Source organism: Mycoplasmopsis sturni DSM 22021 (assembly GCF_000701485.1).
GTDB lineage: Bacteria > Bacillota_I > Bacilli_A > Mycoplasmatales > Metamycoplasmataceae > Mycoplasmopsis > Mycoplasmopsis sturni.
Genome location: NZ_JNIZ01000004.1, coordinates 72,669 through 87,747 on the forward strand (window position 1 = coordinate 72,669; position 15,079 = coordinate 87,747).

General features: G+C 28.1%; 14 protein-coding genes. 11 read left to right on the forward strand and 3 right to left on the reverse strand.

Annotation, left to right across the window (positions count from 1 at the left end; translation table 4 throughout):
- The first annotated feature begins 14 nt into the window (after positions 1-14).
- From Q349_RS01765 to Q349_RS03375, 11 genes are read left to right on the forward strand one after another with little or no spacing between them, the layout of a single operon-like run.
- Entirely contained in the window at positions 15-1,460 is a 1,446-nt protein-coding gene (locus Q349_RS01765; RefSeq protein WP_036464382.1) for a DNA cytosine methyltransferase, read from the forward strand.
- Positions 1,460-1,951, forward strand: coding sequence for a hypothetical protein (locus tag Q349_RS01770; RefSeq protein ID WP_036464383.1), 492 nt, complete (start codon positions 1,460-1,462; stop codon positions 1,949-1,951). The genes Q349_RS01765 and Q349_RS01770 overlap by 1 nt, the downstream gene beginning before the upstream one ends.
- 2 nt (positions 1,952-1,953) lie before the next feature.
- Positions 1,954-3,615 carry a hypothetical protein gene (locus Q349_RS01775; RefSeq protein WP_051616747.1) on the forward strand — a complete coding sequence of 554 codons (1,662 nt, stop codon included), beginning with the start codon at positions 1,954-1,956 and terminating at the stop codon, positions 3,613-3,615.
- A gap of 1 nt (position 3,616) precedes the next feature.
- Positions 3,617-4,870, forward strand: coding sequence for a hypothetical protein (locus Q349_RS01780; protein WP_036464385.1), 1,254 nt, complete (start codon positions 3,617-3,619; stop codon positions 4,868-4,870).
- A complete protein-coding gene (locus Q349_RS01785) occupies positions 4,860-6,704 on the forward strand; it encodes a hypothetical protein (protein WP_036464390.1) in 1,845 nt (614 codons plus the stop codon). Before Q349_RS01780 ends, Q349_RS01785 begins: the two co-directional genes overlap by 11 nt.
- Positions 6,705-6,747: 43 nt before the next feature.
- Positions 6,748-7,290 carry a hypothetical protein gene (locus Q349_RS01790; protein ID WP_036464394.1) on the forward strand — a complete coding sequence of 181 codons (543 nt, stop codon included), beginning with the start codon at positions 6,748-6,750 and terminating at the stop codon, positions 7,288-7,290.
- Positions 7,291-7,306: 16 nt separating this feature from the next.
- On the forward strand, positions 7,307-8,284 hold the full coding sequence (locus Q349_RS01795; protein ID WP_036464397.1) for a hypothetical protein: 978 nt from the start codon (positions 7,307-7,309) through the stop codon (positions 8,282-8,284).
- 2 nt (positions 8,285-8,286) lie between these two features.
- Positions 8,287-9,663: a hypothetical protein gene (locus tag Q349_RS01800; RefSeq protein WP_036464400.1), complete on the forward strand. Its 1,377-nt coding sequence runs from the start codon at positions 8,287-8,289 to the stop codon at positions 9,661-9,663.
- Positions 9,664-9,672: 9 nt separating this feature from the next.
- On the forward strand, positions 9,673-11,793 hold the full coding sequence (locus tag Q349_RS01805; protein ID WP_036464404.1) for a hypothetical protein: 2,121 nt from the start codon (positions 9,673-9,675) through the stop codon (positions 11,791-11,793).
- The gene (locus Q349_RS01810) at positions 11,793-12,086 is read left to right on the forward strand and encodes a hypothetical protein (protein WP_036464408.1); all 294 of its coding nucleotides are present in this window, start codon (positions 11,793-11,795) and stop codon (positions 12,084-12,086) included. Before Q349_RS01805 ends, Q349_RS01810 begins: the two co-directional genes overlap by 1 nt.
- A 1-nt stretch (position 12,087) precedes the next feature.
- The gene (locus Q349_RS03375) at positions 12,088-12,243 is read left to right on the forward strand and encodes a hypothetical protein (RefSeq protein WP_156932516.1); all 156 of its coding nucleotides are present in this window, start codon (positions 12,088-12,090) and stop codon (positions 12,241-12,243) included.
- A gap of 237 nt (positions 12,244-12,480) precedes the next feature.
- Here the strand turns inward: Q349_RS03375 and Q349_RS01815 are convergent, their stop codons facing one another.
- From Q349_RS01815 to Q349_RS01825, 3 genes are read right to left on the reverse strand one after another with little or no spacing between them, the layout of a single operon-like run.
- Entirely contained in the window at positions 12,481-13,041 is a 561-nt protein-coding gene (locus Q349_RS01815) for a hypothetical protein (protein ID WP_036464410.1), read from the reverse strand.
- Positions 13,016-13,408 carry a hypothetical protein gene (locus Q349_RS01820; protein ID WP_036464413.1) on the reverse strand — a complete coding sequence of 131 codons (393 nt, stop codon included), beginning with the start codon at positions 13,406-13,408 and terminating at the stop codon, positions 13,016-13,018. The genes Q349_RS01815 and Q349_RS01820 overlap by 26 nt, the downstream gene beginning before the upstream one ends.
- An 8-nt stretch (positions 13,409-13,416) precedes the next feature.
- Positions 13,417-14,259 (reverse strand): site-specific integrase, encoded by an 843-nt coding sequence (locus Q349_RS01825; protein ID WP_036464416.1) that lies wholly within the window; start codon positions 14,257-14,259, stop codon positions 13,417-13,419.
- Positions 14,260-15,079 lie beyond the last annotated feature (820 nt).

Consider the following 15,079-nt stretch of genomic DNA (forward strand, 5'->3'; position numbering starts at 1 on the left):
GATAATGGAGAAAAATGAAAAAAAGCCAAGAACCTTTAAAAGTTACCGAATTGTTTGCTGGAATTGGAGCAACAAGGAAAGCGTTTGAATCAATTAGCACAATTAAAGAAATCATAAAAAGAGTGTTACCTGATTCTTATGATAAATTACCAAAAGAATTTCAGCCATTTACACATAAAATGGCAGTTGATTGAAATCCCGAAGCAGTTATTGCGTATTACGCAATTCACTATTATCAAAATCTACCAGATAAATTAAAAACATTAGATAAAGACATCATTGATGTATTTGTTGATACGCGTTTAAAAAAATGACTTGAAAGCAATAATGAGTTGGATTTAAAAAAATGAATTGAAGAAAATCAAATTACAGTTAATGACCTTGACCCGGTTAAATGATCAGAAATAAAAACAAAAAAAACAAAAGAATTGCTTGCGGCGGCCATGTATGTAAGCCGCTCAGGAGAACCAACAGGTTTACGAGCAACAAACATTTCAAAAATTAACCCTGAAGATCTGGAAGGAAGTGATTTAATAACCTATTCATTTCCTTGCCAAGGACTGAGTATAGCAAATGCCCAAACATCAAAAAAAGGACTCTTAAATAAAGAGTCAAAAAGTTCAGTATTGTGAGAATTAGGAAGACTTTTAGAAAACATGGAAAACATGCCAAAATTCTTATTAATGGAAAATGTTCCTGGACTAATTTATTCACATAATGAAGAATATCAATTATGAACAGAAACATTAAAAGAATTAGGATATACAACATACACATGGATAACCAATGCTTCAGATCATGGAAGTTTACAAATTAGAAAAAGAACCTTTGCGTTATCGATTTTAGGAAAAAGTCCATTCAAGAACGAAGATGATTTCACAAACAAGATGGAAATAATAAGAGAAGCCAGAAAACAGTTATATTGAAATCAAACATGTATCAACGAAAAAGCAGACGGAAAGGATAACCAGAACGCATGCGAAGCGAGTGACGCTCTTAAAAACAAAAAGAAAAAAGTTTATGAATCAATTTTTGATTTAGATAATTCACGATTCCCCGAAGAAGCAAAAAGAGTGGTCTTAAGAGACACACCAAGCAGAAATCAAATTGTTGAATTAAATGAAAATTTAAATACAAATGAAGATAAAGATTACAGAATCAAAACAGTTACCACAAAAGTAGATAGAAAAAATACAGTGGGATTAATTGAGTGAAAAATTCCTGAAGATGATCAATTGCCATGGAGATACATAACAGAACGAGAAGCATTCAAGATACAGGGATTTAGTGACGAAGATTATGAAGCTGTTGAAGGTTATTTAAAACCTTACAAAAAAAGACAAGACACTTTATATCGTTTAGCAGGAAACAGCATAGATATAAGACCACTTGAAACAATTTTTACATTCATTTATTTAATAAATTCAGGTTTAATAAAACGCATTAAAGGAGAAAAATAATGTATTGAACAACACAAGATGTAAAACGCGATTATATAGGAGAACACGCAAAAGACAAATCATTTTACGAAACAGCAGATTATCCTACATTTAAATCAATTATGAATCAAATAATTGAAAGAAATCAAAAAATTAGCGATAAAACTTTATATGTTCTAGCGTGAGGATGTGCATCTTATTCAGAATTAAGATGAAAAATTGAACAACTAGCACCAGATAGCGAAATAAAAAGATTTTGTTGAGAGCAAAATAAAAAATATGGTTATAAATTCATAAATGCTTACATCAAAAACTTACCTAACTTTAAACTTTGAAAAAATGAAAATTATCAATATTACTTACAACAACAAGAACAAGATAAAAAGATCACGCAAGAATTTGAGAGTCTATTGAATGGTTCTTACCAATTTACGGAATACCCTGATGATAGTAACGAAAATTCAATTAATGAAACTGATCCAGTTATTCAATATTTTGACAAACTTAAATAAATATGAAAGAAGTTTTAAAAGAGCCGCCTAAATTTAGTGAAGAAATTTTAAGAAAAGCTTTACATTATACAGACTTACCTGATAATCCTACTTATGATGCCTTTAAAAGTGAATCGCTTTTTGAAATTCATAGTGGAGCAAAAGGAGTATCTAAAAGTTTCGGAGGTGCTTTAATTACTATTTACAGGATTGTTAATGATATCCGTTTTAATTCAATATGATGTCGTAATAGATATAAACATATTAAAACTACTTTGCGTCCAATGTTTGAAAAAGTTTTGGACTTACTTAAACGCAATTTTGATTTGGATTATCGTCCTTATTTTAGATTTTATGAAGAAAGAATATTTTGAGATTATGAAGATGGTGGAAAAGGTCGTGGAATTTATTTTGCAAACTGAGAAAATGTTCAAAGTTTTCAAGGTTTAACTTTACCAAATCAAAGTTTTTGTTGAGGTGAAATTGTAGTAGATGAACCTATTGAAGATCCGAGTGCTAATCATTCTGTTAGTGATTTGAGAAATATCTACGAAGCTCAAGAAGATAATTTACAAGTTATTTTACAAAACACAGTTTTCAGAGTTGCTCCCCCTAAGGACTTTATTATTAAAATTAAGTTCTTTTACAACATTTTTTATCACAACCATTTCTTAATAACTACCTTTCATAATCGTGTAATTATTTTCTGTGATGATTTAGGTAATCCAAAAGAGGAAGTTTTAAATGAACTAAGTTCTAAAAAGTTTTTACAAATTGACAATAAAGAAGAATTCGATGGCTTAGGTATTGTGGTTACAATGTACAGCAAAGAGTTTGTTCCTGAAGCCGAACTAAGTACTTATCAGCGTAAAAATTTAGAACAACTTAAAAAAACTAATTTAAGACTTTGAACTATTACTGTAGCAGGCCTTTCTTTTCAAAAAGATAGTTTGCTTGAGAATTATTATTTAAAAAAATTAATTTATCAAAATGATGGCCAATTTAATGAAAATATTCATCTAATTGAGCCTGAACAAATTTATGAAGATATAAAAAACGGACTCTTGCAAGGCGTTTATTATGGTTATGATCCTGGCCGTTTTGATAATGCTTCGCTAGTTTGTTTTTTACACTTTAAAAGTTATTTGCTTTATTTTAAAGGTTTTGAAGATATTAAAGAGTTAATCAAAACTAATAACAAAATTCCAACATTAAAACAAATTCATATGAAATTATTAGATCTGATTAAAGAAACAGATAAAGAGATTATTACTCTTTTAGAACAGAGCACAAACTTTAATTATGATTTTAATGCTTTTAATTATTCTAGTTTTTTAGACTTAGATAACGATACAGAAACACAAGTATTAAGAGAAAGAATTTTTAACCAAAATTGAAATATTTTAATTAATAAAGCAAAAAGAAGAAAGTTAAAAAATGTTGATTATTCAATTATTGGGCGTCAACAAAAATGACAATTCTTATTATCTTTTTCTCATATTAAATTTATCAATAATTTTAGCAGTAGAAATTTACTTAAAAAACTAAGTATGCAGGTTATTGATAGAGGAGAAGAAAAAAGAAATGAAAAAATTAATCCCGAAATTTATGACTTAATTAACGCAAGTGAATATGCTATTAATAGAGCTTGACCTATGTTAATAGCAGAAATAGAAGGAGTTTAAAGTGGCCCAAGAAAAATTAAATACATTAATTAACCAAGGAAATAACAACATTTTAAAGACTTTTAGCGTTAAGGAAATTGCTAATATCTATAAAAATAGTCTTAATCCAAGTTATCAAGAAAAACAAACCCCTCCTAATTTTAAAGCTCAAATTGAAGAACAAGGGGCTAATACTCAAATGACAACCCTCGCTAATTCCTTGCCTCAAATTGATATTAAGAATAAAGAAATAGAAGAAAAGTTTAACAAATTTGCTGAAAATTATTCACTACTTGAGACTTATCAAAACTTAGAATATCAACTATATAAAAAGGGAATTTTAGCCTTGGGATTTTTTCATTCTGTTCCTGTTTTAGGTGAGGTTTTAGAATTTAAAAAAGATTTTACAGGAAAATTAACATATTTACTTTTAAGAGTAGAAATGGAAGCTCTTTCTATGTATGAGTTAACCGAAGATCTTTTGGAATATGATTTAAAAAATGATTATGTGAGACAACTTACAAGATATACGAATTTTAATAAAACAACTATAACCGATAAACAAACTCAAGATCCTGAACATTATCATCAAGAGATTTTAAGTGGTTTTATCCCGTTTGTAATTTTTAAAAATAGAAGTGATGGAAAAGCGGATATAGATTTAATTAATAATGAGTATTGAGACATTATTAATAACAAACTAACACAATTACAATTAGATGCTTTTTATTCCACTCCTTTGCCTGTTATTTATGGTGTTGAAGGTTCTGCTCAATCTGTTTCATTAACTAAAGCTCTTTTTAGTTTATCTCATGGAAGAATTTTTACTTATAAATTAACTAATGATAACGGTGGTATTCCACTTGATTTACAAACTGCGCCAACTCAATCGCAAGCAATTATTGCCTCAATTGAAAGTGCTGTTTTTTGAGTTAAAAAATTTCTTTTTATGAAAATGGATTCGCAAGACGGCGGAACGCATAATATGCATACAGCAGAAGTTCAACAACTTAACTCAGATTTTGAAGATTATATTGAGACAAAAGCAAATCTTAGAGAGATTTATTATAAGCAATTTGTAAATCTAGCTTTAAAAGTGCTTAATATTAGCGAAGACGACGAAGATATTAATGTAACTGTAGTAGGTTCAACAAGATGAGCAATTCAAAATGCTCAAACACTCAAAACAGACCAAAACGGTGTTTTATTAAATTCTCAAGCAATTTCAAATAAAGAACAATTTGCTGACAAAAATGAGGAGACAAATGTTGAATAACTTTTTAGATTCTACTTACACGCAACCAAGTGGAACAGTTTACTTATATGAAATTGATACAAAAGATAAACCTCATTTTAAAAAAGATACTGTTAACTTTGTTAGGTTAAAGTTTGTGGATTCTTATGAGTATTTTGAAGTTTCAAAAGATTTTAATAGTTTAGTAGTTGAGAGTGATTTTTTCACTGAGTTTCAAATTTTGCCCGATATAAAAATTGCTTTAAATGAAAAAATTAACTTTGAAGCAAATAAGTTTTATTTGTTCTTTAAAGATCATGGAGCTCCAGAGTTAACCGAAGAAAATTATTATAAATTACTAGATAACAATAATATTTTTGTTTTGAAAGATAAGTCCTTAAGTTTTTCTTTTGAAGCAATTGAGGCTCAGGAAGTAAGTGAATTAACATTAACGCCATTAAGTACTTTAAAAGAATTAAATAATATTGAGTTTATTTATACAAATAAACAAATAAAAGATCCAGAACAAATCAGTTTAAATTTATTGCCTGGAAGCTTAATTAATACGGTCAATATTATTTATAAAAACCCTGATACTAAAAAAGACTATTATGCTAAGTTCATTTATAACGATTCTAATACTATAATGCTTCCGCTTTATTGTTCTCCTTTTTCTGTTTTAGGAAATAAAGTTGCTTGGTTTGTTTGAAATTTATCTGCAAATAAACAAAATCATTTTTATGGTTTAAAAAGTCATTTAAATGATGATTTAAGCTTTGATCTTCCTAGATATTTAGAAGCTTTTAGAATATTTTCTAACGGAACCTATTTTGATACTATTTTTGAATACAATTATAGGTTTTTAAACTCTATTAATTTAAAAGAGCTTCAAGAAAAAGGTATTACTAATATTAAAGATTATACTAACGGACAAATTCAATTACTTAAATCAAGGTATGCAGATGAAAAAGCTCGGAATAAGCTTTTGCACATTATCTTTTTAGCATCTTCATTTGTGAATACTGATTATGCTTTTAAAGGTGGTTGAAACAATGAAATTGAGCTCTTTACTTTATTCAGTTTTATTTATGATCCAGCAAAAAAGCTTTTTATTAAATCTAATTTTATTAGTGTAGAAAAAGAAGGTGAACAGCCGGTTATTAAATGAATATCAGATAATCAACAATTTTTAAATTTCAATACTTATAACCTTGAAGGTAAATATGTTAATTTACCTATTTTACCTGATCAAATTGAAGAAACAGATTTCAGTCAAACCCCGGTTGATTTTAATGATAAAACCTTTAATTTTAATTACCCTTTTTATGTTCAATTAAATAAGAGCTCTTTTTTAGAGCTTCTTAATAGAACAGACTGAGCTGCTCCAAAAATTTATACCTTGGTACATCGTTATAACGATCAAAACAAAACATGAACCGATGAAGAAGTTCAAAGTCAATTTGGTGAAGGTAAAAAGATTCTTTTTTATCATTATACGCATAAGGTTGATCTTATTCCTCATCAATTGCCTACAATGTCATACACTGAGACAGTTTATAGATATAGTGAGCTAAAAATTGATTATGAATTACTTTCGGATCAACAAGAAGAAGGACTAACAATCCAAGGAGCTCCGAGCTTAATAGTAAGAACAAGAAAAGAAATGGAACAGTTAATTAATTCTTATTTATTAACTGAACCAAATAATACTATTACATTAAATAAAATCCATGATATCAACGAAGGACATTTATCAAGAATAGAAATAAGAGGAATGTTTTTGGAAAATGTTTCAATTACCATTAATAACCTTGACTTTGTCTTACCTACGCCTGTTTTTGATAATAAGCCTAATTTATTTATTGAATTTTGATAATTTTAAGGAGAAAGGGAACCGCGGCCCTCAAAGACGGAATAAAATGAAATTAATAAAAAATATTGCTGATATTTTCGGAATCTCCGAATCAGAATTACTTGAAAAGCTTTCCCTACATGAAAATAGCAATAGAATAGATATTTTGAAGGCCTTAGGTGTTTATTCTATTTTCGAAACAAAGGAAGAGCTTGAGAATCATATTAACAAAAAAATCTCTAATATTAAAACCGAACAAAATAATAGAGATTTAGAAAACGAAAACATCATAAAAGAATATCAAGAACAAATTAAAAGTCTTGAGCAAAAAACAGAATTTTTACAAAATTCTTTAAGCAAACATCAAAACAACGAAGAAACCTTATTGATTTCAACATTAAAAAGCATTGACTTTGTAGATAAAATTGAACCCAAAAATTTAGATGTATCTCAAATTAATTGAGAAAACCCAAGAGAATCAATTTTAAAACAAGCCAAAGCAAATCAATGACAAATTAAAGAAAAGCCTGTACAAATTGAAAACAAGAACACTGGCTTTAATAAAGGTTCTGCAAGATTGTTAAAAAATGGTGGAGCAACATTTAACTAAAAAGGAGAAATAAAACATGCCACAACTTACAGTTGTTAATAGTTATTCAACAGCAACAAGCATTGGAAGCGCAGGAACAACATTTACAAACTTCACAATGCAACAAGCAGAAGCTGATAAAGTTTTAAGCAATGTAATGGACAATAAAATGACCATTATTAAAAACGCAGGAACAGGTGAGCTTTCAATTGAAACACATCAAAGTCACATCACTTGAAAATTCGTTCAAAGCGGAAAGATTAAGGTAAAAACAGAGGTAGGACCTACCGAAGCAGATAAATGAACACAGTCTGCAACCCAAACCCTTAGTTGAATGAAACCGCTTTACATGGAACAAGCAATCACTAAACAAGAAGCAGACGAAACACAAGGAATTCTCCCTGCAAGAAAGTTAGATATTTTTTTAGCAGAAATTATGAGAACATATGATAAGTATGCTTTAAATTTATTAATTAGTGATGCCAAAACAGCTAGACAACATGTTAATTTTAATTTAGAGAATACAACCCCAGAAGAAGCTAAGAAAAAGATTCTTGAAACAGTTTTACAACTTGTTAGAAAAGAAAACTTTGAAACAAATAGAAGCTATGTTGATCAAGAAGATATTGTTATTTTTGTAAGTCCTGAATTACATGCTAAATTATCTTCAATGATGGTCGGAAACTTTGCTCAATCAGCACTTTTAGAAGGTTATAAAGCAGTTGGGACTTTAGGAGGTTATAAAGTCGTTTCTACCTTAGAACTTTCTGGTTATTCTGCTATTGTAACCACTAGCGATGTAATTGTTTCATCTTTTGGAACTGAATATCTTGGATGAGCTCCTAAAGATTCAATTGCTGGTGATATTTATGTTCATGCTCGTGTAAAAGCAGCAATTGGATTAGTTGAAAAAGGACTAGTATATACAATTAACCAAGCAGAGTTAACAGTTGATACAAATAAATATCCTGATTTATGAAAAAGCCAAGAAACTATTAAATTTAAACCTAATTAATTATGTTAATAGCTCTAAGAGATCCTAAATTATCAATAATACCAAATTGAGCAATTTACACGCCCAAACAAGCTCCTACATTGTGAGATAAAATAAAGGGATGAGTTCATTTGGCAGTAAATGTTATTGTTGATATTGCTACGGAACTTTTAGTAGATACTTTTGCCGTGATATTCCCACTTAGCGTTCCAATAACAAGAGCGATTAAGTTGGGAATATCTTTTGTAACCGGAGCTTTAAGTGATTTAGTTTTTTACGGAAAAGTTGATTGAGTAGGAACGGCTACAAATGCCTTAGCATCTGCTTTAGCTTTTGGGATTACAGAGATATCAAAATTAATTCCCAAAGGAGCTAAATATATAAGCGAAGCTCTACTAAAAAGACCTCAAATATATAAAGCTTTTCAAAGAGTAGCAAGAAGAACAAAACAGGCTAAAAAAGTGTGAAATTGATTAAAAAAACCTATGAGCGATAAGATTCTAGATGGAGTGAAGCTTTTTGTTGATAAAAAGATTACTCCTAATATGAAGCTTCATAGTTTGATTAGAAAAACAATAACAAGTAAAAACATTGATCAAAGTGTAAAAAGCTTAAAGTTAGCTTATTCAATTTTAAAAAACCCTTTTGCTATTGTGACTCAAGCAATTAGTTTTACAGGGCGAAAAGCTAAACCAGAACTGATGAAAAAGTTAGTTGATATTCAACATAAACAATTAACAAAAGGGCTAAGTAAAGCTATAGCAAAAAATAGGCTAACCCCTAAAAAAGCTCAGCGATATATTCGATTTTTAAGAACAAAGCAAAAAAGATGAATTGAGCTTCAATTAAATCATCGCTCTAAATGATTAAGAGGTATGAGAGTTTATAGCGAAGAATATTATGATCAGAGTGAAAATGTTTCTTTTATGCTTTATTTTAATGATTTAACAACTTCGCGAAAGAAAAACCCGGAAATAAGTAGAGGAAGAATCAAAGGTAAAAGACCTCTTGAATTAACTTTGCCTTGAAGAGATTTTTGAGCCTTTGTTAATTCTTCCTCCCCTGGTAAGTATTATCTTGATAATATCGCATGAGACAAACCCCCAGGATTGTTGAGAATTAGAGAAAACAAAAGATTGTTTTTCAATATTGATCAATTTGAAGAAATTAAAAAGCGTTTTAGATTGGAAACAATTAATACTAGAAGAACAAGAAAAATAAATAAAAGCTACTATCAAAGCTACAACCAAGAAGTTAGAAAACACAGAACTAATAAAACCCAACTTTTTGCTAATGTTAAACGAAGAAAAGGCCGTTATGTTGTTGATTTTACAAAAGGATACAACTCTAATACTAAAAAATATAAATATAGAACAGCAACAAGCAAAAAAATTAAATAAGGAGTTAATATGAACGCACATGATTTTTTAACTTTATTTAAGGTTGATTATGATAGATTCATTAATCATCCAATTTGTTCAACTCAAAGCTTTCCAATACCTGAAAGAATTAAAAAAGCTAATTCAAACATTACAGCAAAACAATGATATACGACTGTAGCATATGCTGTTTTTGTTGCATGCGATACAGCAACGCATTTTCGAGCTAGTGCATTGATGAATGAGGTAGGGAATGATTTTAATAAGTGAGCAGAAAAAATCGGCTCAATTAGAGCTGATAAATTTCAAGAAGCTATATTTTTTGAAATTAATACTCGAGCTAATTCAAATCAATATCCTGAGTTTTCTAAACTTATAACACTTGTGCCTAATGGATTGCAAATTTATGGTGATAGTCGAGACTATAACACTTTTAGTGATTATTTAAATCCTCAAACAATTGCGATGATCAAAAACCTTGAATGAGATAGAATCGATACCGTTGGATCTGCTTTTTTACCTGATACTTGAAAAGCAATAACAGTTGATCAATTCGAAGAAATTAAAGAAGCTCTAAATAGCACAACAAATATTCAAGATCAGAAAATAGAAACAATTGGTGAAAGAATTATTGCACACGATAATCGTTTTAATAGAGTAGAGAGCACACTAGATTTTAACTATAAAAATCAATTAGCTAATTTTAATAATTTAACCCAAAAAGCTAACGAATTACAAAATACTAGTACCGAGCAAACAGATAAGATTAATCAATTAAAAGAAAAGCTCGAAGCTCTTAATAATTCAACAAATGGATATCAAGAGCAAATTAATTCGGCAAACCAAAAAATAGAAGAAGCTAAACAAGAAGCTTCATGACAAGTAGGTGAAATAAGATCATTAGCCGAAGTTAATACAACAGAATTAAATTCCGTTAAAGAAAAAGTTGATAACTTATCAGAGAAAATAGAAAATTTAGAAGTTGATTTTAATGCTCATAAAGAAGCTTCAGAGGCAGAGCTTCACAATATCGAAGCTTTAGCTAATGCTAATAAAAATGATATTGATACCCTTAAAATTAATGTTACTAATTTAGGCAATCAAACGCCTGCAATTCCTGAGAATTTAAATGAGCAAATTAATCAATTAAGAGAACAAATTCAAAATTTATCCAATTCATCTAACAACCAAAATATCAGTATTAACATACCTAAGAACTTAGTAGAAAACCAAGATATTTTTACTGGTAATTATTTAGAGGGTTATCCAATTTATGCTCGTTTATTTAAAGGTAGAATTCCAAATAGTAGAACTGTTGTTCTTTTAAGAAATGTTAGAAATCTAATTGATTACTTTGGAACAATTAAAAGAAATAGAATCGAGCAATATCACATTATCCAAACAATGGAAAAAACAGATGCATCTCATATTTCTCCTGTTTTCCAAGATGGTTCAAATGTTTCATATTATTCAAAAAATAGCAATTACAGTAATCAAAATTACATTCTTGTTATTTACTTTACTAAAAACACTGATACGCCAATAGAGAATTTACCACAAATTAATACAGCGGACTTAAATGCGCTTGGAGGGCTAAATTCTAAAATTGAACAAATTAATCAAGAAATTACAAACTTAAAACAAAATTCAACATCTGGCAATTCTGAAATAGCAACACAAGTTGAGCAAAATACCAACAATATTTCTCAATTAATACAAGGAGGTATGAATTTAGCTAATGAAATAGATAAACTTAAACAAGCAAGAACTATTTCAAATCATTCAGTATTAAATATTGTTAACGAACAAGGAGAAGTTGAACATACCCCTAAAGTTTATACAATTAGAGTAAAATGAACCAACGATAGATATAATGAAAATTTAGCTGAGTTCAATAGCGATGTAGCTTTAAGTGGTTTTTATCCAAATAATTACAGAGAATTAGTTTCTTGTAGCATGTTGGTAAAAGACACATCAAATCAATGAAGACAATTCACTTTTCCTACATCTGAAAGTAATAATGATCCAAATTATCCTTTTCACATAGCAGAAAGTCCAGTGGGATGAGCTATTGTTTCAAAAAGCCCACAAAAGAATTTAAAAGAAGTTGTTGTTTATATGAATTACATTGCAGAGGATCTTAACTCATAATGCCTCAATGATTAGGGGAATTATTAGCTGGAAGCGGTGGAGCTTTAGCTGTTATTATTGCTTTAGTAATATACCAACTTAGCACAAAAAGTAAATCTAGTACAAACAACACTAACACAATTAATATAAATGATAAGAATGAAATAATTAAACAGCTCATTGATATACAAGGAGCTTTAAAAGACAACACTCAAGATACAAAAAACATTAAAAAAGCTCTGCGAATATATGTTGAAAATAATGGCTCGGATGATAAAACAAAAGAAATAATTAAAAAGATATTGGAGGAATAAAATGAACAAAATTATCGAAGCTCTAAAATGATTATTTGCCTTTTCTAAAAAAGCAAGTTTGAAATTTATCGCTAGTGCTAACTTAAGCGAAAGCGAGTTTAATGAATTAGAGCAAGCTTATAAAATTCAATCAATTAAAAGAAATCTACAAAAGTAAAAAAAATAAGAAAAATATTATAAATATTTTAATATTTATAATATAATAATTTATGGAGAGAAATCTCCGTGAAGCTAATTATTATTCGTAATTAGGTTCAATAGCAAAAAAGTTTAATTACTAATTGGCCTGAATATATTTGATTTAGCAAAAAGAAATTCTAATTTTAATTCAAGATTTTTTTCATTAATAAAACATTTTTTTATGTTCATTTAATTAAATTAAAAAGATCCGTTTTTAAAACGGATCTTTTATATTGACTAATTTAAGCTTTGGATATGCTTGTATTTCTACAATTTCATAGAATGAATATTTTCGAGTTTTATTATTAGGTCTAGGAATTGCTAAAATTGGCGTTCCTTTGTTTTGCCGAGCAAATAAAATTAAATTTACATATTGCCATGAATCTCATACTCTAAAACGATAAGAGGGCGGCTTTAATTGAATGAAATAGCGTTTATCTTTGTTATAAGCATATAAATCAACTTTAAAGAAGAAATCTCATGAGCCATAAGCTAAATTAGCAACTCAATGTTTTTTATTAATATAATCGCAGAGCTCCATTTCATTTTTAGCGTTTTGAAAGTTAACATCAAAAAAGAAATTTGCTCATGTATCAATTTCTTCTTGCGTGAGCTCTTTTTGATGTTTAAAAGCTAGAGCTTTCATTTTATTCAGGTAAAAAGGATAATAATCCCGCTTAAATTTATCAAGTCCTAGAATTAAATAACCATTTTCTACAATGATTTTCTTTGGTTCAAAATCAAGTTCTTTAATTGAAAAGGGAAAGCTTTTCATTGTTAACCTCTTGTAATTCTAAATTGAGCTTTAAGTTATGTTTTTTTATTGAAGCAACTTTTAAGAGAGCTTCGATATTAGAAGAGTCTTTTTCGTGGAAATATAAATTGATAACATGCTCTTCATCCTGATTTAAAATAACTATTTTTTTAATGTCTTTCTTTAAAGATTCTTTAAAAGGGCTATTTAAGGCCTGTGAGTGCGTTAAAAGAAATTGGATGAGTATTTCTTCATTTAAATCTTTTCCTCTTGCTACAACGCAATTAAATAGTGTTTTTGAGCCTTTTGTTACTTCATAAAAGACTTTATAGTGATGATTTCTCTTAATTTCGACTAATTCTTTTTTAATTTTCTTTAATTGTGTCATATTTTTCCTTAATTTTTACTAGTATATCCTGTAATTTTTAAAGTTGCTTTTAAAGCACTTTTTAAGTTTGGTTTTAAATAGTGATTTATTAAAGTATTAGGTGATTTATGTCCTGTTATTTGTTGTAATTCATAAACACTAACTCCATTAATTAAAGCAGTTGTGATTCCATCGGTTCTAAAAATGTGAGAGTTAATACTAAAATTTTGTTCTGGATATTTTTCTTGCAAATATTTGTTAAATTTTTTAAAAAAGTTAATTGCTCTATCTCTTGATAATCCTTTTCAATGTTTTTTATATAGTTCATATAATTCAATATCTAAGGTAATAGGTCTAGGATTTCCATTTTTCTTTGCATGTTTAATCTTGAAATAAGCATCATAATCACTGTCATATTCTCAAGAATCAATACCTTCATTAAGTGCTTCAATTGCTTCACTAATTCTGCATATGTTCTTTTTAAGGAAATAAATTAAAATTTTGTATTTTGTTTTTCCTTTACTAAAAGCATTTGCTTCTTTTTCAATAATTTCGTGTTGTTCTTTGGTTAATTGTAAGCGTTTTAAACTTTTTTGTTGTTTAACTGTTTTAATTTGTGTCTTATCAAGCTCTTGGTTGAATTCATTGTTGAGCTTATTAAAAATAACTCTAGTAACATTGAAATATAAAGCTTTGCTTGATGTGCTAACATTAGCACATAAAATAGCTTCATTAATACTTTCGTAATCATATAAATTTTTATTTAAAAGGTATTTGTTAATTATTACAGTTCAATTTCTAATTGTTTCTTTGTTTTGGTATGAATTTAATAGTTGGCTTTTTAAAGCTTCATCTAAAATTAAAGTTTTCATGGTGTCTCCTTTGAGACATCCTAAACCCTTCCATGTACTACTAGAAATAAAATAAACAATGCTACAATCTTCTTAGCATTCTAATGGTCAGGATTAGGATGCTCTTTTTTATTTTGTAATATTGTTAGCATGTGTTATAATATTTCTAGCATTCTAATGTCGAGGATTAGAATGCTCTTTTTTTATTATTTTTTGAAAAAGTTAAGTACAAATAAAAGCAGAAGAAATACCTTCTGCTTTTTTAATTGTAAGAATAAGCAAAATTATAAGCATATAAATTTACTTATTAAGCAATTAAGTTAAACGGTCGAGGTATTTAACTTTTTCTAGAAATATTATAACCTGCTTTTTGAATTTATACAAGTTAATTTTTATTTTTTACAGTATTTTTTACTTTCTTATTATAAGCTTTATAAACTTTTAAAAGCTACTTAAAAGCTAAGCTACTTAAAACTTTTAAAGCATTATAGTAAAAATTGGGGACAACCCCACAAAATTTTTACTATAATAAAATATTCATATTTTATTATAACTAAGCTACGAAAATACTTAGATTATGTTAGAATAGTTTAAATAAACATAAGATAAGCTATTAAGTAGCTATTAAAAAGCTATAAAGTAGTATTAAGTAGCTTAATAAGTAGCTTTTAAGTAGCTAAGCTTTATACTTTTTACATACTTTATCTTTTAATACTTATCTTTATTCTTTTTTATAGCTTTTTAATAACTACTTACATGTTTTATAACTACTTTCTAGTTTAGTACTACTTTCATGCTTTTAACTATTTAACACTACTTCATACTTTGTTTTTATCTACTT